Origin of the sequence: Candidatus Koribacter versatilis Ellin345, assembly GCF_000014005.1 — a bacterium.
Lineage (GTDB): Bacteria > Acidobacteriota > Terriglobia > Terriglobales > Acidobacteriaceae > Korobacter > Korobacter versatilis_A.
Window position 1 is genome coordinate 2,459,561 of record NC_008009.1, and the last position, 22,598, is coordinate 2,482,158.

General features: G+C 57.7%; 20 protein-coding genes, 1 tRNA gene and 1 pseudogene. 8 read left to right on the top strand and 14 right to left on the bottom strand.

All coding sequences use genetic code 11. The features are described from left to right. Positions 1-2,958 carry a hypothetical protein gene (locus ACID345_RS10550; RefSeq protein ID WP_011522855.1) on the bottom strand — a complete coding sequence of 986 codons (2,958 nt, stop codon included), beginning with the start codon at positions 2,956-2,958 and terminating at the stop codon, positions 1-3. A gap of 119 nt (positions 2,959-3,077) precedes the next feature. Beyond that, positions 3,078-5,198, bottom strand: a complete 2,121-nt coding sequence (locus tag ACID345_RS10555) for a site-specific recombinase (RefSeq protein ID WP_011522856.1) — start codon at positions 5,196-5,198, stop codon at positions 3,078-3,080. Between the two features lie 206 nt (positions 5,199-5,404). Here ACID345_RS10555 and ACID345_RS10560 point away from each other — a divergent pair, with 206 nt between their 5' ends. The 6 genes from ACID345_RS10560 (at position 5,405) to ACID345_RS10585 (ending at position 11,692) form a co-directional block, all read left to right on the top strand. Next, the gene (locus ACID345_RS10560; protein WP_041855609.1) at positions 5,405-7,015 is read left to right on the top strand and encodes an AsmA family protein; all 1,611 of its coding nucleotides are present in this window, start codon (positions 5,405-5,407) and stop codon (positions 7,013-7,015) included. 195 nt (positions 7,016-7,210) lie between these two features. Continuing rightward, the gene (locus tag ACID345_RS10565; RefSeq protein ID WP_228370761.1) at positions 7,211-8,455 is read left to right on the top strand and encodes an amidohydrolase; all 1,245 of its coding nucleotides are present in this window, start codon (positions 7,211-7,213) and stop codon (positions 8,453-8,455) included. Between the two features lie 33 nt (positions 8,456-8,488). After that, positions 8,489-9,169 carry a molybdopterin converting factor subunit 1 gene (gene moaD, locus ACID345_RS10570; RefSeq protein WP_228370762.1) on the top strand — a complete coding sequence of 227 codons (681 nt, stop codon included), beginning with the start codon at positions 8,489-8,491 and terminating at the stop codon, positions 9,167-9,169. Beyond that, a complete protein-coding gene (locus ACID345_RS10575) occupies positions 9,170-10,219 on the top strand; it encodes a VWA domain-containing protein (RefSeq protein ID WP_011522860.1) in 1,050 nt (349 codons plus the stop codon). A 310-nt stretch (positions 10,220-10,529) separates the two neighbouring features. Further along, positions 10,530-10,844, top strand: coding sequence for an RNA chaperone Hfq (locus ACID345_RS10580; RefSeq protein ID WP_011522861.1), 315 nt, complete (start codon positions 10,530-10,532; stop codon positions 10,842-10,844). Further along, positions 10,844-11,692, top strand: a complete 849-nt coding sequence (locus ACID345_RS10585; RefSeq protein WP_011522862.1) for an inositol monophosphatase family protein — start codon at positions 10,844-10,846, stop codon at positions 11,690-11,692. Before ACID345_RS10580 ends, ACID345_RS10585 begins: the two co-directional genes overlap by 1 nt. A 34-nt stretch (positions 11,693-11,726) precedes the next feature. Here the strand turns inward: ACID345_RS10585 and ACID345_RS10590 are convergent, their stop codons facing one another. The 10 genes and pseudogenes from ACID345_RS10590 to ACID345_RS10635 all read right to left on the bottom strand — a co-directional run bounded on the left by ACID345_RS10590 (position 11,727) and on the right by ACID345_RS10635 (position 19,385). Next, entirely contained in the window at positions 11,727-12,230 is a 504-nt protein-coding gene (locus ACID345_RS10590) for a hypothetical protein (RefSeq protein ID WP_049761853.1), read from the bottom strand. An 829-nt stretch (positions 12,231-13,059) separates the two neighbouring features. After that, positions 13,060-13,929 carry a hypothetical protein gene (locus ACID345_RS10595; RefSeq protein WP_041855610.1) on the bottom strand — a complete coding sequence of 290 codons (870 nt, stop codon included), beginning with the start codon at positions 13,927-13,929 and terminating at the stop codon, positions 13,060-13,062. A gap of 156 nt (positions 13,930-14,085) precedes the next feature. Then, positions 14,086-14,196 (bottom strand): annotated as a pseudogene (locus ACID345_RS27495) (SEC-C metal-binding domain-containing protein); the annotation flags it as partial. Between the two features lie 56 nt (positions 14,197-14,252). Beyond that, a complete protein-coding gene (locus tag ACID345_RS10605; protein WP_049761854.1) occupies positions 14,253-14,840 on the bottom strand; it encodes an RloB family protein in 588 nt (195 codons plus the stop codon). Positions 14,841-14,889: 49 nt separating this feature from the next. Continuing rightward, positions 14,890-16,080: an AAA family ATPase gene (locus ACID345_RS10610; RefSeq protein WP_049761855.1), complete on the bottom strand. Its 1,191-nt coding sequence runs from the start codon at positions 16,078-16,080 to the stop codon at positions 14,890-14,892. 445 nt (positions 16,081-16,525) lie between these two features. Continuing rightward, on the bottom strand, positions 16,526-16,993 hold the full coding sequence (locus ACID345_RS10615; protein WP_011522867.1) for a hypothetical protein: 468 nt from the start codon (positions 16,991-16,993) through the stop codon (positions 16,526-16,528). Positions 16,994-17,361: 368 nt separating this feature from the next. Further along, a complete protein-coding gene (locus ACID345_RS10620) occupies positions 17,362-17,994 on the bottom strand; it encodes a hypothetical protein (protein WP_041855612.1) in 633 nt (210 codons plus the stop codon). 26 nt (positions 17,995-18,020) lie between these two features. After that, a complete protein-coding gene (locus ACID345_RS10625; RefSeq protein WP_148210077.1) occupies positions 18,021-18,365 on the bottom strand; it encodes a hypothetical protein in 345 nt (114 codons plus the stop codon). Positions 18,366-18,403: 38 nt separating this feature from the next. After that, entirely contained in the window at positions 18,404-19,090 is a 687-nt protein-coding gene (locus tag ACID345_RS10630) for a hypothetical protein (protein ID WP_041855614.1), read from the bottom strand. A 73-nt stretch (positions 19,091-19,163) separates the two neighbouring features. Continuing rightward, a complete protein-coding gene (locus tag ACID345_RS10635) occupies positions 19,164-19,385 on the bottom strand; it encodes a hypothetical protein (RefSeq protein WP_041855615.1) in 222 nt (73 codons plus the stop codon). Between the two features lie 103 nt (positions 19,386-19,488). Between ACID345_RS10635 and ACID345_RS26920 the strand changes: the two genes are divergently transcribed. Together ACID345_RS26920 and ACID345_RS25395 are read left to right on the top strand one after the other, a co-directional pair. Then, complete coding sequence (locus tag ACID345_RS26920) at positions 19,489-20,217, top strand: hypothetical protein (RefSeq protein WP_041855616.1); 729 nt, start codon at positions 19,489-19,491, stop codon at positions 20,215-20,217. After that, positions 20,210-21,289 carry a tyrosine-type recombinase/integrase gene (locus ACID345_RS25395; RefSeq protein ID WP_011522871.1) on the top strand — a complete coding sequence of 360 codons (1,080 nt, stop codon included), beginning with the start codon at positions 20,210-20,212 and terminating at the stop codon, positions 21,287-21,289. The genes ACID345_RS26920 and ACID345_RS25395 overlap by 8 nt, the downstream gene beginning before the upstream one ends. A gap of 135 nt (positions 21,290-21,424) precedes the next feature. Here ACID345_RS25395 and ACID345_RS10650 read toward each other — a convergent pair. Both ACID345_RS10650 and ACID345_RS10655 read right to left on the bottom strand, forming a co-directional pair. Next, positions 21,425-21,502, bottom strand: a tRNA-Glu gene (locus tag ACID345_RS10650). A gap of 76 nt (positions 21,503-21,578) precedes the next feature. Then, positions 21,579-22,505 (bottom strand): Kdo hydroxylase family protein, encoded by a 927-nt coding sequence (locus ACID345_RS10655; protein ID WP_148210078.1) that lies wholly within the window; start codon positions 22,503-22,505, stop codon positions 21,579-21,581. Between the last annotated feature and the right edge of the window lie 93 nt (positions 22,506-22,598).

Consider the following 22,598-nt stretch of genomic DNA (forward strand, 5'->3'; position numbering starts at 1 on the left):
CTATGGCGTTGCGGGTGCGGCACCGACTTGCGGGAGTGCTGGTTCACCGATCAGCATCTTCACTCGCGGCGTGCCGCTGAGGTTCGACGTGATTTTCAACGACGAGATACGGGCATTCGCCGGTGGTTGAGTGGAGGCGATGAGGCGGTCCCAGAGCGCGAAGGCAACGTTGGTGGCGATCTCGTCGAATTCGGCGAAGGCGGTTCCTAGTTTGCCCATGGCCTTCTGGAAATCCACGGGCGAGAGTTTGTGGTTGCTGGTCGAACGCAACATCGAGAAGAGTTTTGTGATTCCTGCGGCGAGCGTGTCTTCGTATTGATAGAGCGCGTAGAGGGTGATGAGGTCGGGCGAACTGAGCGAGATCTGGGTGTGCGGGTCGTTGACGCCGAACGGCGCGGGGCCGAGGGGGAAGGCGCCGGTGAAACTCTTGAGGCCCGGGCCGAGGTCCGTGTAGAGCTTGTAACCGGAGTCAGAGGCATAGACGCGCGCGATCTGCGCGTTGTGCGGCGTGTTCTGCGGGTCCCACCAGGTTACGAAGACGGTTTGACGGGCCGCGGCACGGAGTTGCGCTTCGTTGAGCGTTGCGGAGAAGAAGCGGGTAAGCGCGTCTTCGTTATAGCGAACTTCGTAGTCCACCTGGACGTCGCCGAAGTCGTCGTTGTTATTCGTATCTTTTTTTGATTCGAGATAGGGTGCGAGGCCCTGTGCGGTGGCGCCGGCCTGCACGAGATCGAAGGCAGAGGCAAAGCTGAGGAGATGCGTGAGCCGCGCCAGCGAGGTGTTGGTATGGCTTTCGAGGGTGAGGCTGTAGGAGACGGCGAACTGGCTCACTGTATCGACGAGATATTGGTGGTCGTCTTTGCCGAACTGCGGCGGAGTGTCGATGGTGCCGTGCGATTCGCCGAGCAGACGGAGCAGGAAGTTGGAGTGCATCTCCTGCTGGTTCACGGTGACATCGCGAGCTTCCTTCATGGTGACGTTGGTGAAGACGGTGAGCGCACCGTTGTCTCCGGGCACGATGTTTTGATCGAGCGAAGTCAGAAGGGTGGTGCAGGACTGGTAATTCCAGTTGAGGTGCCATCCGGCAACGTTGAAGGTGAGGATGTTCTGCTCGGTGAGCGCGCGGTGGAGTTTGCCGCCGAGGATACGAACGACTCCGGGCTGGTATCCACGGAGGACCTGGGTGAAGTCGCCGACAGCCGCGGCGCAGAGGAGCTTGCGGCCGTTCGCGGTGCCGAGATTGAGTTGCACGTCGAGGAGCGCTTCCTGTTCTGCGGTGCGCGAGTAGGCGGCGTGAAGACTGAGCGAGGCGGTCTGCTGGAGCGCCTGAGAGAACTTCTCGTAGATGGACTGTTCGTGGGCGCTGAAGTTTTGCAGGCCTTTTAGAACTTTGCCGAATCCAGTTTGGTCGAGCTTGTCGATTGTGGTGCCGATGATGCGTTCGACGAGGCCATTCAGCTTGGTATCTGCGAGGTTCTTGAGATCGGCGAGGCTGCCGATACCGTTGAGCTTCTCCATGAAGCCGTCAATTCCGAAGAGCGATTTAGCCTGGGTAATCCACTTGCGGATGAGATCGTGGGCGTTGTCCTGGATTAGGGAGAGTGCGTCCTGGACGCGACTGTTGAACACGGCAAGAAGGTTGGTGATGGGGTTGCCGTTGGCGTCGGAGAGACCGACGGTGCCGAGGATCCAGGAGAGGGGATCGCCGCCGGTGAGTTCCTCGATGATAGGAACGACGGAGTTGTCCGAGAGTTTGGCCTCGAGATCTTTCAGCGAGGTGAGGTCCTGGAGCTTGGTCAGAAGGTTGGTGAGCGGGACGGCGCCCATGTCGAAATATTTGTCGAAGAGATTGATGGCCGTGGTGTCGAGGTTGTTGTAGCTCTGGACGATTTTGTGAACGTCGCCGAGCAGGGCGTTGAGTTCGGTCTGACTGAGAAGGTTGAAAGCTTTGTTGGTCCACTTGGAGAGGAATTGCTCGGAGAGCGTGTCGAGCGTGTTCTTCAGGGTATTGGGGTCGGCGTTGTCGAGAATTTTGTCGGCCCAGTTGAGCCAGCTCTTGGCGTTGGTGCCGAGCAGTGCACCGAGGAATTCTTTGGCGGTGCCGGGCAGACCACTGGTGTCGGAGGTGATGCCGACATTGATGTCGGCGGCGAAGGAAAGTGTGTCGCTGTGTTTCTTCTGCACGACGACACGTGCCCAGTCCGCGACGGGATTGCCGGTGTCAGGATCCGTGACGCCGGTGACTTCGACGGAGTATCGGCCTGCAATGGCTGCCTGAACGCCGAGCTTGCCGAGGATGCTGAAGTCATAGTGCTCGGAGAGGAGCAGGTTCGCGATGCTGAAGTCGTGGGTGCCTTTCATCTCGTAGCCGGCAGAGATGTCGGCGGCGAGGTTCACGTAGCCATCGAACTCGTAGTAGATGGATTCGCCCGGTGCGGGGGGAGCGGAGAGATTCGATGGGGCGCGGAGGTTGGCGAAGAAATCTTTCAGGACATCAGCCAGTATCGTGGCGCGAGGGTAGGCGCGGGAGAACCAAAGTTCGCCGGAGGCTTCGGCTTCGATGGAGGCGTCGGCACTGAGCACGCCGTAGCTGTAAGAGCCGGCGGCTCCGGCTTTAGCGTGTGCGGCAATGTCGAGGGCGAGGATGAGGCTGTCGGGATGGTTCTTGAGGAAATCACCGACGCCGTGGGCATCGAGCGAGGCGCCGGGAGAAAAATAGGCGTCTAGAGACGCACTAATGCCGGCGTCAATGCTGAGGTTCACATTTTGCGATGCACCGAACTTAAACGGCGGCGCGCCTGCCACGCCGAACGAAGCCGTGGCAATCTCGGTGGTATTGCTAGAGGGATTGATGGGATTGAGCAGCGCCGGAGCACTCTGGTCGAGGCTCAGGTTGATGTTTCCGGAGATGCCATTGCCGAAGGGAAGGTCGTTCTTGCTAAAGGTCAGGGGAGGCACAGGGTGAATCCTTTCCAGAGGAGTCTTCAGGCGAGCAAGGAAGTGCTTTGTACCACGGTTTCCACGCGACTTGAGGCGTTCTTTAGGGCAGTGTCCTAAGTCGCGGGAGCTGCGGGCGACTAGGCGATGTGGTCGTCGGGAGCGCCAGCGGCTTTTGTTTTTGGTCCGGAGGTGGGGTTGCCTCCTGGTGGCGCGGATTCGGAGGAACTGGAGGGTGGGAAGAGGAAGTTCCTCGGCGAGCGGAAGAACGATCTCAAGCTGAAGCGCCAGAGTTTGCGGCGCTCTTTCTTCGAGACACCGTAGGCGTTCAGTGCGACGGAAGCGGCGGTAAAGAAACTCACCGTAAGGTTCAGTATGAATGTGACGGTGATTCCGTAAAGGGTGTAAAGGAACCAGCCACGGTAGAGCCAGTCGCGTCCGAAGCTGGCGGCAGCGAGCGCGAGAGTACCGGCCGAGAGGGTTACGTGGCGGACGTCGAGCGGGACGCCAAGGAAGCGGCCGAGCGCGGGCGTGAAGCCGAGGAGGTAGCCGAGGACGATGCTCGACGCCCATCCGGAGAGATTGACTTCAACATAATTGGCGAAGCGAGTCATGCGCTCGCGACCGAAGAATCGGCCGAGGGAATGATGCGCGATGGCGCTGGGAATCTGGTTGAAGGTGGCGAAGTTTTCGATCCAACCGCCCGCGAGCGCGGAGATCCAGAGGATGAGTCCGGTGATGATCGCGAAGACCGCGGTGCCGGAGGCGACGGGATTCAGCGTCTTGTAAACCTCTTCGGCGCTTGAGACCGTGAGAAATGGACTCGCGTGAAGGCGATACCAGATCCTTTCGAAGATGATGCAGCCGATGCAAACAGCGATGAGGTTGCCAAAGGCTGAAGCTAGCTGGCTGCGCGTGATCCGGCTTACGAAGTCGGCGATGCGCTGCTTGCGGGCTTCGCCGCGGGTGGTGCGCACGATGCCGGCAAAGGTGGCGGCGGTGACGGATGGCTGTTTGGTGGCGAGTGCGAGATGAAATTGTTGGAGCAACAGGAAGCTCACAGCGTAGTTGGTGCCGGCGGTGATGCCTTCCACAAAAGGCGGAAAGTGTGCGGCGTGAAGGCGCAGCTTAATGGCCGCTGTAAACACCGTGAGCGCGCCACCGCCGATGGATGCGATCCAGAGCTGTTTGTATTCGCGGAGAGTATTCGCGATGTAGTGTTCGCCGGTCTTGCCGGTACGTTCGACGATCTTGCGCGCGAGCAGGGCAGAGTTTTCGCGGAAGAGACCACTGATGCTGAGGTCGCTACGGCGGGCGCTCATTACGTCGTCGAGGAGGCGCTTGACGGCTTCGATCTGCTGATGTGGTTCGGCGACGAAGAGGACGTCAGCAATGTGTTCCATCCGAACCAGAGCGCGTTCGATGTTGCGCATGTCGAAGACGAGCGCCGTGCTCACGCCGGCGTCTTCCATGCGCTGGTGGATGTATTCGAGTTCGTCGCGGCAGAACTGCACCTGGTTGCGCCACAAGAGCAGCGCGTTGGGATCGCCCTTGGCAAGTACGACGGCGTTGGCGGTCTGCTGGAGACGGTAGAAGGGAGAGGCTTCGATGTCGCCAGGGCGGCTGCGGGCGCGAAGTCCGGGCGAAAGTCCCAGGCCCGCGACATGCACGGTGAGCAAACGAAATGCCTGGATCAGTTCGTTGCGCTGCTTCTGCCAGGCGTCGGAGTCGTTAATCGGGGCAAGCAGACGAGCGATGTGTTGAAACTCTTCGTCCGGCCACGCGAGCAGGCGCCCGATGCTGTTGGCGTTGGGATAGAGACGCGAGATGAATTTCGAGAAATCGCTCGCATCTCCGGCGAGAGGGAAAACCTTTTCGAGCGAACGGCGAAAGAACTCGGACCAGAAACTCTGCCGCGGGTGAAGGCCGGCTTCGGCGAAGAGCTCGACCGTGTCTATACCATTGAGGATGTCGCGGATGCCGAACTGAAATTGGGCGCGGATCGCCGGCCGGGCGTCCATGAGTTCCAACAAAGAGAGGACCCGTGCTTGGCGAGATGCATCTGAATGTGGTGCGTCGAGCCATTCTTTGATGGTGACGAAGGCATCGAGGCGAGCAGCGAGGGTAGGGGCGAGGAAAAACTCAGAGAGCCGCTTGCCGAGTCTGACGCCGTCGACGGCGGGGTCGTGAGCGAAATAAAGCTCGACCTGGGCGATGATGTCGTTTGCGTCTGTCGAGGGAATGGGCGGGCTGGAGGACATGGCCGTGGGCGCTAGTTTGCAGGAGCGACGGGGATTTCACAAGCGGGGAGCCGATGTTCGTGGTTAAGCGCGGGCATCGTGAAAGCCAAAAAGAAGGCGCATTTAGAAACGAAGCGAGACTGTCACTTTCTCCAGTTTCGCGAAGTCAGCCATTGGGACTAAAGTGGCGGGCGTCGACGTGCGCCCCGCCGAACAGGAGCTCAGCCATGAACAAGCGCGTACTGAAAATTGCAGGCATCGTCGTTGGCGTCATCCTGGTTATTCTGATCGCGATTCCGTTGTTCGTGAATGTCGAGACATTCCGTCCAAAGATTGAAGCGTCGTTGAGCGAAGCGCTCGGCAGAGAAGTGAAGCTGGGGAAGATGAGCCTCTCCATCTTCAGCGGCAGCCTGAGCGTGGACAACATCTCGATTGCAGACGATCCGGCGTTCAGCAAGGCACCGTTCGTCAGCGCGAAATCATTGAAGATTGGCGTGGAATTGGGAGCGCTGATCTTCTCCAAGCAGATCAAGGTCACTGGCTTCAAGTTGGAGAAGCCGGAGATCATGCTGCTCAGCGCGCCGAACGGGACGTGGAATTTCTCCACGCTGGGGGCAAAGAACGCACCGAAGACAAGCCAGGCTTCGTCGGGCGCGCCGTCGGACGTCACGATCGCGCACCTATCGATTGATGACGGCAAACTGACCGTAGCGAAGGCGAATTCGTCGGCGAAGGCACAGGTGTTCGACAAACTGGATGTGAAGGTCAACGATTTCTCGATGGCCTCACAATTTCCGTTCGAGGTAAGCGTCGACTTGCCGGGCGGCGGCGATGCGAAGATCACGGGAAAGGCCGGGCCGGTCAACCAGCAGGACGCAGCGAAGACGCCGTTCGATGCGAAGCTCAAGGTCAACAAGCTCGATGTGGCAGCATCGGGATTTGTGGATGCGTCCACAGGTATTGGCGGGATTGTTGGGCTGGAAGGAACACTGAGTTCCAACGGCACGCAGGCGAAGGGTGCGGGTGAAGTCACGATGGCGAAGGCGAAACTATCGCCAAAGGGAACACCTGCGCCGAAAGACATCACGCTGAAGTACGCACTCACCGCGGATTTGGAGAAGCAGAGCGGAAACGTATCTCAAGGCGATATCGGGATCGGCAAAGCTTCAGCGCGGCTAACTGGCGTCTACAGCACTCACGGCGACGTGCAAAGCCTGAACATGAACCTGAATGCGCCAAACATGCCGGTGGATGAGCTCGAAGCGTTCTTGCCGGCGATGGGTGTAACACTACCCTCGGGGTCGAAGCTGGAGGGCGGAACACTTTCGGCGGATTTGGCAATCAACGGGCCGCTCGACAAGTTAGTGATCACTGGTCCTGTGAAGCTGAGCAATACGAAGCTGGCCGGATTCAGTGCGACGTCGAAGCTCAGCGCGCTGTCGGCATTTGGCGGCAAAGTTCCGCAAAGTCCGGATACAACGATCCAGAATGCGAGCTTGAATGCGCGGGTGGCTCCGGAAGCGACCAAGTTGGACGCGATTAACGTGGTGGCGCCGTCGTTGGGAACGGTAACGGGTGCGGGCACCATCAGTCCGGCGGGAGCATTGGATTTCAAGATGCAAGCTGATATGAAAGCGACGGGAGCGATTGCACAACAGGCAGGGGTCGGTGGGATGAATGGACCGATTCCGTTCAGCATCCAGGGGACGACTTCGAATCCAACGTTCGTGCCGGACGCGGGCGCGATTGCATCGAGCGTTGCGAAGAGCGCGATCCAGAAGCAACTGGGGGACAAGTCGGGAATTACGAGCTTGTTCGGCAAGAAGAAATCGAAATAGTTGGCGCGGTGTTTCTGAAGGGCCGCTGATGGCAGCCCTTTTCTATTGCGCCAATTTTGCGACCACTCGCGCGTCAGATAGTATGGCCAGTCACGCTGAGGGTGATCAATGTTCCTACGTATATCTGGTTTTGTTCTCTTAAGTGCTCTCGCGCTTTCCGCGCAACAATCCCCGCCGAAGAGTGAAGTACAAGACGTGTTTCCAGAGGCCAAGGCGTTGTATGTGGATCTGCATGAGCACCCTGAACTGTCGTCGCACGAAGAACGTACGGCTTCCGTCCTGGCAGGAAAGCTTCGCGCGCTCGGTTACGAGGTGACGGAGCATGTGGGCGGAACCGGAATTGTAGCGATTTTGAAGAACGGCGCCGGTCCGACGGTAATGTTGCGCACGGAACTTGACGCGTTGCCGGTGCTGGAGCAGACCGGCTTACCGTTTGCGAGTAAGGTTCAAGCGAAAGACGGCGCCGGACACGACGTTCCGGTCATGCATGCTTGCGGACACGATCTGCATATGTCGGCGCTCTTCGGAACAGCGGAGATCATGGCGAAGGCGAAGAACACCTGGCAGGGAACGCTGATGTTGGTCGGACAACCGGCTGAGGAGACAATCAGCGGGGCGAAGCGGATGCTGGCAGATGGGCTATTTACTAGATTCCCTAAGCCAGATGTGGCGGTGGCTCTGCATGACGCGAACGAGTATTCGGCAGGGCAGGTGGGGTATGTGCCGGGTTTCTTCAATGCGTCGGCGGACTCGATTCGGATTACAGTTTACGGACGAGGCGGACACGGCTCACGGCCCGACGTAACGATTGATCCGGTGCTGATCGCAGCGTCGATCACGGTGAGATTGCAATCAATTGTGGCGCGAGAGATCAAGCCGGGCGTTGCGGCAGTGGTAACGGTCGGCTACATCCATGCCGGCACGAAGGGAAACATCATTCCTGACGAGGCAGAGATGGGACTCACGCTACGGGCGCGCGATCCGAAGGTGCGCGCGCATCTTGTGGCTGCGGTGGAACGTGTGGCGAAAGCCGAGGCCGAAGCAGCAGGCGTGGAGACGATGCCCAAGCTCGAGAACTTTGAGTCCACGCCGTCGGTGTACAACGACAAAATGCTCGCAGCACACATCGTTCCGGTGTTGGACGCCGCACTTGGAAAAGGAAACGTCGCGGAGAACGAGCCGATCATGGGTTCAGAAGATTTCGCCGAGTACGTGAACGCGGGCGTGCCGGGATTTTATTTCCAGATAGGGGCATCGGATCCGGAAAAACTGGCGGCCGCGAAGGCGCAGGGCAAGTTGCCCCCTGGTCCGCACTCGTCGAAGTTTGCGCCCGTGCTGGATTCATCGTTGAACGCGGGAATCACGGCAGAGGTGGCAGTGTTGCGGAACCTGCTCCAGGGAACACCGGCGGACGTGAAGAACTTCACGGAGCACAAGTAACCGTTCGGGGACTGCTATCCTGAAGCGGTGAAGGTGAAAGTCATCTATTTTGGGATGCTGCGCGAGATCGCGGGATCGCAGCAGGAACCCATCGAAGTCGCCGAAGGTGCGACCGCGGGAATGTTGTTCGCGCAGGTGCTCGCGAAATATCCGGAGATGGCGCGCTTCGAGAAGTCGCTGGCGATCGCGGTGAACCTCGAATATTCGGCACATTCGCAACCTTTGAAAGAAGGCGATGAAGTAGCGCTGATACCGCCGGTGAGCGGTGGGAATTCGTCGCGCTGCGAAATCGTCCGCGAGCGCATTGCGACGGAAGAAATTGCCCAGGCACTCCGCGTGGGCGAAGACGGCGCGGTGATTGTCTTCGAAGGCGTCGTGCGCAACAACACCCGCGGTCGGCGCACGCTCTATCTCGATTACGAAGCCTACGAGGCCATGGCGCTAAAGGAAATGGAAGCGCTCTGCGAGCAGGCTCTGCGCGATTACAAGATCCGCGATATTCGGATTGTTCATAGAATCGGGCGGATCGAGATCGGCGAGACGAGCGTGGTGATCGTGGTGGCGTCTGCACATCGCGGGGCGGCCTTCGATGCCTGTCGGTTCACGATTGATACGCTGAAGAAGAAAGTCCCGATCTGGAAGAAAGAGTATTTCGAGGATGGTGCCGTTTGGGCGGATGGCGAGCCGTTTCCGCCGGAGGTCCCTAGGGACTGAATGCTCGCGAATCCTGCGCTGGAGCGTCTTACTAAGAACCCGATGCCTCGTATCGCCTTGTTCATCCTGGCTTGCGCCGTGTTTGTGTCTGCCCAGGAGAATCCTTCGCAGCCGCCCCAGCAGCCGCCAGCCGGAAAGCCCATTCCTAACCATACTGTCCCCAAGCCGCCGAACGCCGGGCAGAAATCCACCGACGACCAGCCTTCCACGACCTTCAAGGTCAGCGTAAAGCTCGTCAACGTGTACACCACGGTGGTAGACCAGCACGGTGCGCCAGTAGGGAACTTGACCAAAGACGACTTCAGCATCACCGAGGATGGCAATCCGGAGAAGATTGCGCTTTTTCAGAGGGAATCGGAGCTTCCTCTATCTATTGTAATTGCAATTGATGCGAGCGGAAGTACAAAGAAAGACTTGAAGTTAGAGACGGACTCCGCGAAGCGCTTCGCGCGCGACATTTTGCGGCCCCAGGACCGGCTGAGCGTGTATGCCTTCAGCGAGACCGTGGAAGAGATCGTGCCGTTTACTTCGGACTTGCGCCGGATCGACCGCGGAATCTCGGAGATTATCGCTGGTTCCGCCACCGCGATGTACGACACCATCTTTCTGGCGTCGAAAGCGTTGATGAAGCACGATGGACGGAAGGTGATGGTGCTCATCACCGACGGCGGCGACACCTTCAGCAGCACCAGTTACGAGCAGGCGGCGCGCGCGGCTACGCAAAGCGAGACATTGTTGTACAGCATTATCGTTGTGCCGGTGGCAAACAGCGCCGGGCGCGATACGGGCGGGGAACACGCGCTGATCCAGATCTCGCAGGACACCGGCGGGAAGCACTACTACGCGACCGATATGGGCTCACTCGACGTTGCGTTTAAGCAAATATCCGACGAGTTGCGGACGCAATATTTGATTGGATATTACCCATCGCGGCGTCTGGCATCGTCGGACTTTCGACGGATTGATTTACAGCTTGCGCCGGGAGTTGCAAACCGGAACCTGCTGCAAGTGCGGCACCGTGTGGGCTATTACACGAGCCCGTTGGAATAACTCTCGCTACACAATTCCGAAGCCAACCCGGCGAACATCTCCGAAAAACTGTACGTTTCATCCCAACCCACACGGGGAATCAAGTGTTTAGCCTGTGGGTAGGGTTGGAACGCGACGTGCAATGTAGAGGTGTTGCGCCGGATTCAGAAGCTCAGTCATTCCGCGTCGCTGCAGTGCTGAGCCTTTGAACTGACAATATCGTGCAACGTCTTTTTTTCGGCCGTCTCGTGGATTCTTCGGGGCGGCCATTTTTTATTCCCACTAAACTGCAATAAGATGCGCGCGAGCAACATGGCATAATGGCTCAACTATGCCGTTCCGCAATGCAACGCCTGATCACTCGAAGAAGGGCAAGACGCCACCGCCCGAAGAGACCCACGAAGAAGCCGCCTACCTGAAAATGCTGGGCGAAAAGCAGAAGCCCGTAAAGATCAAGCTGGTGGACGGCGAGATTGTAAAGGGCTGGATTGAGTATTACGACAAGGCGATGGTGCGGCTCACCCGCGAGGGAGCGCCGAACCTCTTTATCTATAAGCACGACATCCGTTACATTTCGGAAGAGCCGGTGAAGAAGGCGCCGCGAGCCGACGGCGCGAAGCCGGAAGCTGTCCGCGCGGAAGAGTAATGGCCGGGCCAACACCCGAATTCCAATTTGTTTCGAAGATCGAGGCGATCGCCCGCGAGGCAGGCGCGCTGCTGCTCGGTTATTTTCATCAGCGAGTGAAGATCGAGTACAAGGGCGATGTTGACCTTGTCACGGTCGCCGATCGTGCCAGCGAGAAGCTGATTGTCGATCGAGTGCGGGCGACGTGGCCCGGTTACGACATCGTGGGCGAAGAGGGAACTCGCGACGAAAGCGGTTCCGACTATCGTTGGTATATCGATCCGCTGGACGGCACCACGAATTTCGCGCACGGCTATCCAGTGTTCTGCGTTTCTATGGGGCTGGAACATCGCGGCGAGATGCTCGCGGGAGTTCTCTACGACCCGACTCGTGATGAACTGTTTGCTGCTGAAAAAGGCAAGGGCGCGTACCTGAATGGGGCGCCGATTCATGTGTCGGCGACGAAGCGGCTCTGCGAGTCGCTATTGGCGACCGGATTCCCGAGCCATAAGCGCCATAAGAACCCGAATATCCACTTTTATCACGAGATCACGCTGCACTCGCATGGCGTGCGGAGAGCGGGATCAGCAGCATTAGATCTTGCGAATGTCGCGTGCGGACGTTATGACGGATTCTGGGAGTTCAACCTCAATCCTTGGGACACCTCGGCAGGAACCCTGCTGGTGACAGAAGCTGGCGGACGTGTCACCCGCTACGACGGATCGACCTGGCGTATGGACAGCAAAGAAACGCTGGCGTCGAATGGCCTCATCCACGACGAGATGATGCGCGCATTTGAAGCAATATTTTCGGGAAAAGAGATGGAGCCGCTGCCTTCGCCGGAAGAGTGGGCGAGGATGCCAAAATAAGCAGCCTCAATGCCTCACTCTTAGCCGTGCAGGATTATGCGGTGGCCGCCAGAGGATTACCGGGGAAGTCCAGGTTGCGTTCCGGGCGGAGTTGCCGCTCGTTCTCAAGCGTGTGGAGTTGCTGCTGGACGAATGCAGGATCGCCCAGCGTCTCAATTGCTCGCATTCTCGCTTCCGTCACGGCCTTGCGGGTCGAACCGATCAGCAGGGCGCACTGGTGGTCGGAGTATCCCTCGAGCACGCAAACCACATAGATAAAGCGGTCGAAGGTCGGCATTTCGAGCAACGCGCGAAGGAGCGGCGCGCCAGTGGCAAACTCGGCTACCACAGCGTTCGACACATTGTGATCGGATTTGTGCGACGCTGGCCGTACGGCGCGGATCGCATTCAGGATCACAGTGCGGCGGGCCCAGGTATCGGCCCAATCTTTGAAAACACGGTTGCCGCCGCGGGCATCCTGCAGGCCCGTAACGAAGCAGGATTCGGCGACCGCATGGTCACCGGTCAGCAGGAGCGCCAACAAATAGAGGCGATCCATGTTGCTTTCGAAGATACGGCAAAAATCAGCGCCAGTGGCGTAAGGTGCGGGTCCAACATAGGTTCGTATATTCACTGATTACCTCTTTTTAACTGTCTGTGAACTGATCGAATCAGCCTGGTGAAAATCGACATCTGTCTGAGAAAGACGGATGAGCCTCCCGAATATTGTTGAAGATCTGAATTCCTTCGACTTTCCCGCGATTACGAGATAAGCGGAGGAACCCTCCGAATTAATAGATAACTTCAGTCTGCCGCCGGTTGCAGGAATTTGCTGACAAAAGTTTTGCTGGCTGCCAGCGGGTTTTTGGCGCGGATCTCAAATTAAGCGCCCTTTAACCATCGGCAGCTAACTTCAGGGCTTTAGGCCAGCGATGATCCCGACGGTCAAGGCCAATCAAGTTTGTCTATTTTGCCGCTTCCGACGACCAGCGAATCAGCCGATGGGACGAACTGCTGACCGCAGGGATTGACGCAAAACGCAAGCGTTTGCTGATAGAGATTCAGATTACGCGCAAAAGGGAGCGGCGGGAGGGTTGGACGAAGGTAGCGATCCAGACCTTGGTAGTAGCAGGTTGTGAGTGAGGTGACTTGGCGTCCCCGACGGGATTCGAACCCGTGTTATCGCCGTGAAAGGGCATTTCAGGCGCGTTTTGCACGGTTTGCATGGGTTCGCCTGAGTGCGAGAAATTCAGTGTTCACGAGCGTTTCGCTGCGATTGCCATCGCGCAAGAGTTTGCAACACTTGGTTCAGCTTTTCGGTTCCATCGTTACCATAGCGTGACCGCGCGGATTGTTTGCGCGCGCCGCTGGATACTTCTGAAACACTGCTAAAACCACTCCTTGGCAATTACGTTCCACCTTGCCGTCCGCAGTCCGTCATCTTTCAGACAGTCTGGTGTACGGTCATCTGTCGGAGAGACCGCTAGATTAATCCTCGCGAGCAAGCGTTCTCTCTGCACCCCGGAAAGCGAATCCCACCAAAGAGGATTCGCAAAGCAATTTTCGAAGTACTCGTAGGTGAATCGAATCAGTGCATCCGGCAGCTCTCGCATAGGGAGGCGATCAAGGCTAGCAACGAGCTTTTCGCACGACCTGGCGCTTTTCGAATCCCACACAAAAGCGATGACACCCCCAGACGACATTGGCAACACTGTGTAGGTCAGGAGGTCAAGACATTCAGCACTAGACAGCGATTGGAGCGCGTTTGCCTGAAAGTCGAACTCCGGAAACATCGCTGCACTGACCGCGAGATCCGGGGTTTTGTCGGTAAATACCAAATAACCAGAAAACCGGTCATGGTCCCTTGCCAAGAGAGCTTTGTCATAATCTGCTATTGCGGACTCCAGATCGCGCAATCCGAGCCTCAACGCTTGCTCCCGGAGGTAGAGGTAACTCTGAACGTTCACCTGGTGCAAGGCGTCGGAGCCCTTGTCCTGCCTGCGTTGAAGGGGAATGGTGCGGATAGCGTATCGCTTCGCGTAGACCTCTTTTGAAAGTGCGCGATAGGCGAGCAGAAACAACTGTTCTTTAGTTGCGGTGAAGGGTTTCGTTTCCAGCGCGCGAAAGAGCTCGGCATCGTGATAAGAGCAAAACCCCGAAAACGTTGACGCCTTTCGTAGACCGATGAGTCCGTACTCCAACCTTCCGTCCTTCATTGCAAGCCCATAAACGTGGCGATCGACGGCGATGGTGCTCAAGGCACCTTCCAGTTGAACCGTGTGCGCGCGAACGATTTTGCCGCTGCATGTGACCGGTGAGGCCAGTGGATGCCCACAGTATTTCGCGTCATTCAGCCTGGACGCTTCTTTGAGAGCACTCCAGGGGGATTCTCGCGGTTGTAGATGCCGTTCGAAATGGCATTTTCCAAATTCGATGCCTGACCGGCACCAGCACGGGTCTGTCTGTTTGGGCGGATCTTCAGGCAGTTCGAGAGTTTCGAGCGGGGTGCCTGGTATTCTTGCCATTTCTTCATCGTACGACTATGCGGGGCACAGACTCTGCGGGCACAGCAGTGATGGATTCACCTACTCGCCTGCCGGAGAAAGTTATCCTTCCCGAGTTCCCGAATCCTCTCAGTCAATTTGTAAACCCCCGTCGATGGATTGCCATCGGGAGCGCCCTTTTGAATCTGAAGTTTCTCCAGTGTACCTGCCCGCCGTACGGCGTCTTCATAACCGGCTCGAAGCAATTCGAAATTCACTAATTTTTGGTATTCGGGCATATGCTCGCGGCACAGGCGACCGATCACGTCGCGGTGCTCGTGCCTGAAAAGATCTTGGAAATGAAGGAGTATCCAAAGCTCGAAGTTTGGATTCGAAAGCGCAACGCGAATTTTGTTGTCCTTTGCTTGCTGCAACGCCTCGGGTAAATGCGGATGTTCGTCAACGTCGAATACACACCAAACCTCATCGAATTTCAGATAAGGATCAGCGCGCCTGCGGCTATGCTTTTCCGCTTGCTTCTTCCGGTCCGCCGCATAATCCACAACACTCTTCGGAACCCCGCGATCGGGAACGATTTCCACCATGACGAGTTGATTTCTATTTTCACGCAAGTAGTCTTTGAAGTAGGAGGGCTCCGTCAGTTTGCCTTCACAGACGATCAGCACCCTACGGCGAGGGTCGAGACGCGGTCCTCCTCTTCGAAGCCCTCCAGCCCTATTCATTGTCTTCTGACGACCCTAAGGGATGAAATTTTGCCGTTCCGAGAAAAGGAATAGCGCCGAATCTTCCTTGCAAATATCCTCGTTCAAGATTTTCGTTCCTCCTGGGCCTGAAGTCGCTCAACGGGTACAAGTGAGTAGCGCCCCGCCTGTCCTTTTCGGTGAACCAAACCTGATCTCGTCTCAACACGTCGTTATCCAAGAGGTTGGTGTCATGCGTATTAAAAACGAGCTGAGCACCCTTGGGGTTTGTTTCAGAATCGTTGAACATCTTGACCAAGTGAAGCGCGAGCAACGGATGTAAGCTTGCATCGAGTTCGTCCACGCAAAGGACACTGCCGTGCTCAAGCGACTTGATCGCTGGGCCGATAATCTTGAGAAGAGCAGATGTTCCTGAGGATTCCTCTGTGATGGGAAAGACGGCCTCGTTCTCGCCAGCACCATGCACCAACATCAATGTGGCTAACTTATCAGGCATCTTGACCGCGGAGGGTAAGAGCTGCTTCACATGGTCGAAGATTTTCTTCGCTTCATCTGGCCACTCCGACTCTTCAACGCGATACCCGGTGACGCCCAAATCCGCCGCAGCGAGCAGTTTCAGCAGCAAGTCTCTGTGTGAATCATCTTTGCATAGGGAGACAACACGATCATTCGGTGACACCGAGCGCCCCCCAAGAACAAAATCCTGTTCGCAGAACCAATCGAAAATCGGGGTAAGTAACACGTGGTTGTTCTGCGCCGCAGCCGATAGAAACAAGCTGTTTCGTCGAGTCAAGCTCTCGATCGTGCGGTTCTCTCCATAGAGACTCCGGCCAAATGTAAATTTCCCGTTCTCGCGCTCATACCACAGCTGCGATTTTCCTTGCGGAAACGCTTGGAGTGACTCGGAAAGAATTTCTTCGTCGTTGAGCGAAAAGCTATAACGAAACCGAGAACCCGAAACTAAGAAGTCAACCTCAAAGGCGGATGCACGCGAACGGAACTCGTCCATTCGAAACGGTGGTCGCTCAATCTGATTGGCCGGCGCCCATAGCCGTTGAGAGTCTCTGACCGAGTCACATACGAACCTCAGGGCCTTCAGCAAGTTGGTTTTTCCTGAAGCGTTCGCGCCATAGATCGCGACAACGGGCAAAAGCGATTGCGAAAAGTCCTCGACGCGAATCAGGGCGTTGGGGAGATCCTTCAACGCTGAGGCTACAAGGGACAATTCCTGTCGATCTCGGATGGATCTGAAATTCTCTACGCTGTATCGAATTAGCATTTGCGGAGTCCTGAAAAGAACACTCACTCTACCATTTAGAGCGGAAATTTGCAGAAAAGGAACAAAAAAAACATATTAAGTGCTGTGAAAGCGCGAGCAAGATTCCGTTCCGGGCGGTCAGTTATGGGAAATCAGGAGATAGCGCGGGAACGCCCACAACGTTCCCGCACTCAGCCGCCGACAACGAGAAAACGAACTCGCGGCTGCAAACTCAGCACGCTGGACCATTCCCCTGGCCCGCAAGAGCAGGTGTTGCGAAGGTGGCAACAGCTCTCAGCGGGGCGGCGGGTGGGCGGAACTCAGTCGAGTGCCCATCCCTGAAAGTGCGACGGCGGTGGAGAGTCCGCCGCCGTCATGGTGAAGCAGCGGATTAACGCTCATCACCCCTGATAGTCTCGAGAGCGCCCAAGACGCGAAGTTGCTGTTCGGTTGCGGCAATTTCCGCGAGTACCTCGGCTTCGGTCATACGCGGCGCCGCGTTGACTGCGACCTGAACCTGCACCTCGCCCCGGAGTTGCCCGGAGATGCGTGCCAACAATTCCAGCCCTTTTAGCGAACTGTCTATTGCCCGGAGCGCGAGTTTGAGGTTGCCCTCGTATTCGGCTTGAGCGCGAAGCTGGTGTACGCGACGAACAACCGCCCGAACCTCGTCACGTAGAGTCTGCGCGGAAAGTATCTCGGCATTTCGCACTAGGGCGATGATGTGTTGCCGATGCCGATTAACGCATGAGGCCGAAAGCCCAAACTGCTCCGCGATGCTTCGCTCGCTCGTCCCCACGACAAGAGCCCGGTCGATGTGCCGACGCTGCGTATGAACGCAAGCTCTGCAGCGCATCATCGGGCAACATCCTCTGCGACTCCGGAATCCGGAGTCGAGTAAGAGCGCGGCTGCAAAGGTTCTGGGAATACGCGGTCCTGTTCGATGCTGACGCGTTCCGCTGCGATTTCCAGAACTAAATGAGCGCCGACTCGTCGACTAACTAGCGATCCAATCACGCGAACTGTTTTCCCAAGCCGCACTTTCTGCGCGATGCGGGAAGGCAAGAACACCGGACAAGAGCCTGCCCCCACGCCCACCCATGCGATAACGCAGCCATGGCGAAGGCGCCTCAATCCCTTCACGTCTCCACAAAGCTCTACTGAGTTTTTCATTTTCTCCTTCCCAAAAAAGGAGCGGGGAGCGCGCCAGTCCCCCTCCACATTGTGTTAGCCCACCTTGATTAAGGGTCTGACTTGAAACTGCCATTGCCTCCCCCAGCCGCCCGGAACACGAAATTCCGGGGAATTGAGAGACGCGAAAAGAGGCCCGCCCGGAAAGGCCAACTGCTTTGTGATCTCGTCAACGCTCGCGCCCAAAGCAGCCAACGAATCGCAACTTGATGCGATCTCGCCCGCAGCGAGCGCGGCCGCCACGACGTGGGACGTGAGAGCCCGTATCGCTGATTCAGCTGCACTTTTAATCTGCGCGATTCGCTCTTCCCCTTCCGCTTGATTCGCCGCTGTTCCCACCACCTGGTGGTCCGCCATCACCCGCTGAACGATTGCAGCTGCGCTCTCGAACGAGAGTTGGGCCGCCTCGCGTTCGCGGTCAATTCGTGCAATTTCCGCAGCGATTCCTTCAAGCGCCTGGTGTATCTTCTCGCGCTCGGGTTCGCTTGCTGCCCCGAGTTCGGTCAACATAGTGCGCCGACGACTGGCCAGCGCCGCTAAATCGTCTGCAAGGCTCGCGAGCTTCGCGCTGACATTCGCCTCGTTTTGGCGCGCGCGCTCAAGAAGTTCTGTTGCCTTTAGTGCGAGCCTGCGCAACAACTGGGCTCGCGATTCTGTTTGTTCGGTCATTGCTGCCTGCCCCTCCTTGGGCTTGTTTACTTTTTGAGGTTCGCCACGATTCCATGCGCCGGCCGCTGCAAGCATGCTTTCAAAATTCGGCCACTGCCTTTTCCCCCAGTTGCTTTGCCGGACGGACTGGCCGCTTCTACCACATCGACCATGAGCCCCCGGGTCACGAATATCGCCGCATCGATTTGGCCGGCGATGGCCGCCAAGGTGCCGGGAGTGGATGATCGTGGCTGGATTGAGTTCGCGCTCGCAACACGTTTGAGCACGACTTGCGAAGTTGCCCGTAGCATTGCGGTGAGTCCATCGAGCGACTCTGCGATTGCATCGAGCGTCGGATGTGTGCTCGGCAGTGGATCAAGTTTTCGCATCATTCCTCCTTCGTATGACTCCGGATCCGGAGTCGAGTTATTCAATTCGCGCGTGCGAAGAGCGCGCGTTCGACTAGTTGCTCGTCGCGTAGTGGCGTGTCGAGTCCACCCGCGCGGAGTATGCCCACAGTTGCCAGGAGAAAGACATCCATCGGGTCGCGACCGTTTGCACTCGCAGTCAGCACGAGCGCTGCGATCGCTGTGGTCGCCGCCCACTCCTCTGCATTCATCGCGGCAAAGCCTTCGAGCCAATCCCGCCGCTCCGCGTCAGCGGATGCGGAACAATTCCTTGTTTCACCTCCTAGCATCGTCCTTACTTCAGTTCTCTTATTGGGTGACATGTCCGTCACCATTGCGGCGACATCTCCGTCACCACTTCCGGTTAAAGGGGTCACTAGTGACGTGTCGCAAGTGTCACCATCGTCACTAGTGACGCTTTCTGGCAAGAATCGAGCGGGCAGGAGCGGAAAAAGGTATGCGTTTCCATAGCCTCGGCGAACCTTCCGCACGATGCCCTTTTCCACCAGAGCTGCAACCATCCGAATCGCCTGTCTTCGCGTGCGTCCCAACCTGTCCGCCACTCGCTGATAGCCGGGATAGGCGACCTTCGAGCGCGGATCGAAATCAACCGCCAGCGCCGTCAAAGCTGCGCGTTGCGCCGCAGACAATGACCCACCATCCGCCATCCTGGCCATGTCGCGAATTGCCCTGAGAAATTCGCGCTTCAATTCAAGCTCCCGCGATGTCCACCGCGCTGCGCTCACGTTGTTTGTCCACCCGTCTCGCGAGTTCGCCACTCGCTTAGAGTGCGCTCGTGGCTGGGCGCAGTCCTTCCGTCATGACGCGCCGTATTTCCGCGACGGGGATGAGCAACCGGCTCGATACCTTCGAACTCGCAACCACGCCGCGATATGCCCACCGTCTCCAGGTCCAAGCGCTGATACCTGTCATCGTCTCCGCCTCGCGAACGCTGGCGAACTCGGGCGCAACGCGGGCGACCACTTGCTCTATTGTTTTTGCCATGCCTTTAGCTCCTGTGTTGTGAGTTGCACAGAGTTTGCATCAGCGTGCTACACTGCGTTACATCATGGGCAAAGCTGCTGTAACACGGCCTGCAAACACTAGCTTGAGCATCGCCAGTGTACCGGTCGTATTCGATGTGCCTGCGCGATTCGTCGGGATTGACGCCGAGTTCCGACTGAGAAAAGAATCCGCCGTGCTGCGGGGCGACGACCAGCGCGCCCTCAAGGAGCGCAACTGGCGGTCATTGCGCGAGGACCTGCTCACGATGGGAATCGGCGATCAGCAGTCCCGTAAAGACGCGGCGAGGCTCCTGCAGGATCTCGGCTATCGTCTCCTGCTGGATGATGATTGTTGGTTGCGCGAGTGGACGCCGGAGCATGTTACATCTGTGATCCTCAAAACGCTTCGCGAGTGTCGCGCTGATATAGAACTCCTGCTTTTTGGCGACTACGCCCATTTGCGCGGAGATGCCGTGGCCCGCGCTCGCCGCTATCTCGCGACTCATCCCTCCCAGTTCAACCCGCGCATGGAACGTATACTCCTGGGTCTCGCCGACGGCGTGAACCAGCCCGCGTTTTTCACGTTCGCTTCAGGCAAGCCGGAAACGCACGTCGTGCTCCACCATCCGTTGCGGGCCCTCCTTCTTTTGACCCATTTGGAGCGGTCACTTGGCACACGATACTCGCGTTGTGCATGGCGAGATTGCGAGCGCGTTTTTCGAAAACGCACGGCGTCCCAGCTTTGCTGCTGCGCCGAGCATAGGAATCGCGAGCGTCAGCAGCGGTACCGCGAAAACCAAAACAAATACGATGGAAAGGGAAAACATGCCTAGAAGAAAAACGCCTGACCGCGACGGCGTGTACCAGCGCAAGGACCGTCCGGGCCAGTTTTGGGCAAGCTGGACTGATCAAAATGGCAAGCGCCGGCAGCGGCGACTACGCGGCGTCTTCACTCTGACGCAGGCGAAAGAGTTGCTCGCTGCTGCGCAGCTGCGGGTGGAGCGGATCAAGGTGCTTGGCTTCGCGGAACCCACAAAGGAACGTTTCGAAAAAATCGAAGCTCGCTTTCTGCTGCACCAACGCGCGCGCCTGACGAAAGCAGGCTACGAACGTGAGCGTGGCGTCGTCGAAACACATCTGCACGATTACTTCGGGCAGATGCAACTGGCCCTTATCCGACGTGGCGACATCGCAAATTTCGTCACGAAGCGGGCGGCCGAAGTCTCGCCGGCTACGGTCGCGAAAGAGCTTGTGACGCTCAAGCATCTCTTCCGTCTTTGCGTCGAATGGGAGTTGCTGGTGCTAAATCCCGCAACCGGTGTCAAGGCCCCGAAGGTTGCGCCTGGCCGTGTGCGCTGGCTGCAACCCGAAGAGCTGCGCGCCCTGTTGCAAGCCTGCCCTGATTGGTTGCGCCCGATCGCAGGTCTCGCCGCGGCTACAGGGATGCGGCGAAGCGAGGTGCTCGGCGTGCGATGGTTCGACGTGGACCGCAGGAACGGGTGTCTCACGCTGCGTCAAACCAAGAACAACGAAAGCCGCATCGTGTTTCTCAATCAATCTGCGCTGCACGTCATCGACTCGCTTCGAAAGGGGAAGTCAAGCGAGAAGCTCTTCCCGAAGGTCACGCCGGAACAAGTGAGCATGGGATTCCTTCGGACCTGCCGTGAGCTTGGTATCGAGGATTTTCGATGGCACGATTTGCGGCACTGCTTCGCCTCACTACTGCGTCAGTCGGGCGCCGACTTGCAGGATGTAGCCGAGTTGCTTGGTCATAAGGATCTCCGAATGACGAAGCGATACTCCCATCTCTCGCCAGCCCACCTATCAGCGGCGGCCAGGCGATTCGATGCCGTGCTCGGGGAGCCCTTGTCGCTTGCTGACCCGAGCGGAGGGCGGGGAGCATAGTGAAGCGATCAGGGCTTGGAAAAGGTACATTTCCGGGTCCTATCGTGACCATAGCGTTACCGCAAGGTGGAAAAGACAGCGAAACTCGCGCGGAGCGGTTGTCTGTAGACCTTTGAATTGGTGCGGGATAAGTTTTGGCGTCCCCGACGGGATTCGAACCCGTGTTATCGCCGTGAAAGGGCGGTGTCCTAGGCCGGGCTAGACGACGGGGACGCTTACTAGGCAGGAAAAACAGCCGACGCAAATATCGTAGCAGCCGTAATTCCACTGTGTCAAAGAGCGCGGATGCTCACGAAGCCAACGAAGTGTTCGCGATGGTTTCCAAAACCTGCAACGGAGAGCGCTCCGGAGCGACTAATGCGCGCTGCGGAATGATGAACGTCTGCTCGAGGACGTACTGTCCTGACAGCACCGCGTGCGGGACGCCGTCGGTGTAGACCAGCCAACTGCAGCCGGGCGAAAAGTCGGTGCGAACCTTCGGCGAGTTCTGCTGGAAATTCGAATTCTCTTTCAGCCAATCGTGAAAGTGCAGCATGAAGCGGTCATAACGCGAGCGATTAGGAAAGGGCAGTCCGATGACGTGCCCGGCACGTTGCGTGGCGAAAACGAAGCGTTGGGCGAGCGACGGATTGGCAAAGTGCGGGAGCCCTGCGGGCCGCGCAAGCCCCGGGGCCATGACATGGAATGGTTCCCCGGTGGTCCACACCCGATCCACGATCGGGTTGATATTGGTGAAGACGCGCAGAATGCGCGCGCCGCGCGTGGGACGTGTAGGGAACGCGTCCACGTGGAGCAGGTCGTTGCGCTTGTGTAGGACGAGGTCGCGGCTCTTTTCTTCGAGCGGACGGAAGCTGGCGTAGTCGAGCTTGAAGTCGCGCGCGTAGGGCGCGAGAAAGCGCATCACAAAATTAACAACTTCTCTCGAATATCGGCCCATCACCTGCTGCATACGTTCGCGGTCGGGCGAATCGTTGGCGATACCGCGAAGAATATTTTTTTCCGGCCGATAAGAAATGTTCTTGTGGAAGCGGGACGCGGCCTGCTTCTGCGAGAGGAGAAAGTCGCGGTCTTCTGAAGGAAGGTCGAAGGGCACGCCATCGAACAGGAGGATCTTTCCGCTCTCCAGTTCGCTGCACCAGTCGCGCGAGCGGTCGGCAGCGGTCCAGCCGTCGCGAGTGTAATCCGTCACCACCGAACATGCAGGCGAGGTATTCATAAGCATCAATATGCGAAACCGTGCTGTTGCGTGTCACACGCATAAGCGTGGGTCTCTGTTAGTCTAACTTTTTCTTATGAGAAGTTCGATTGT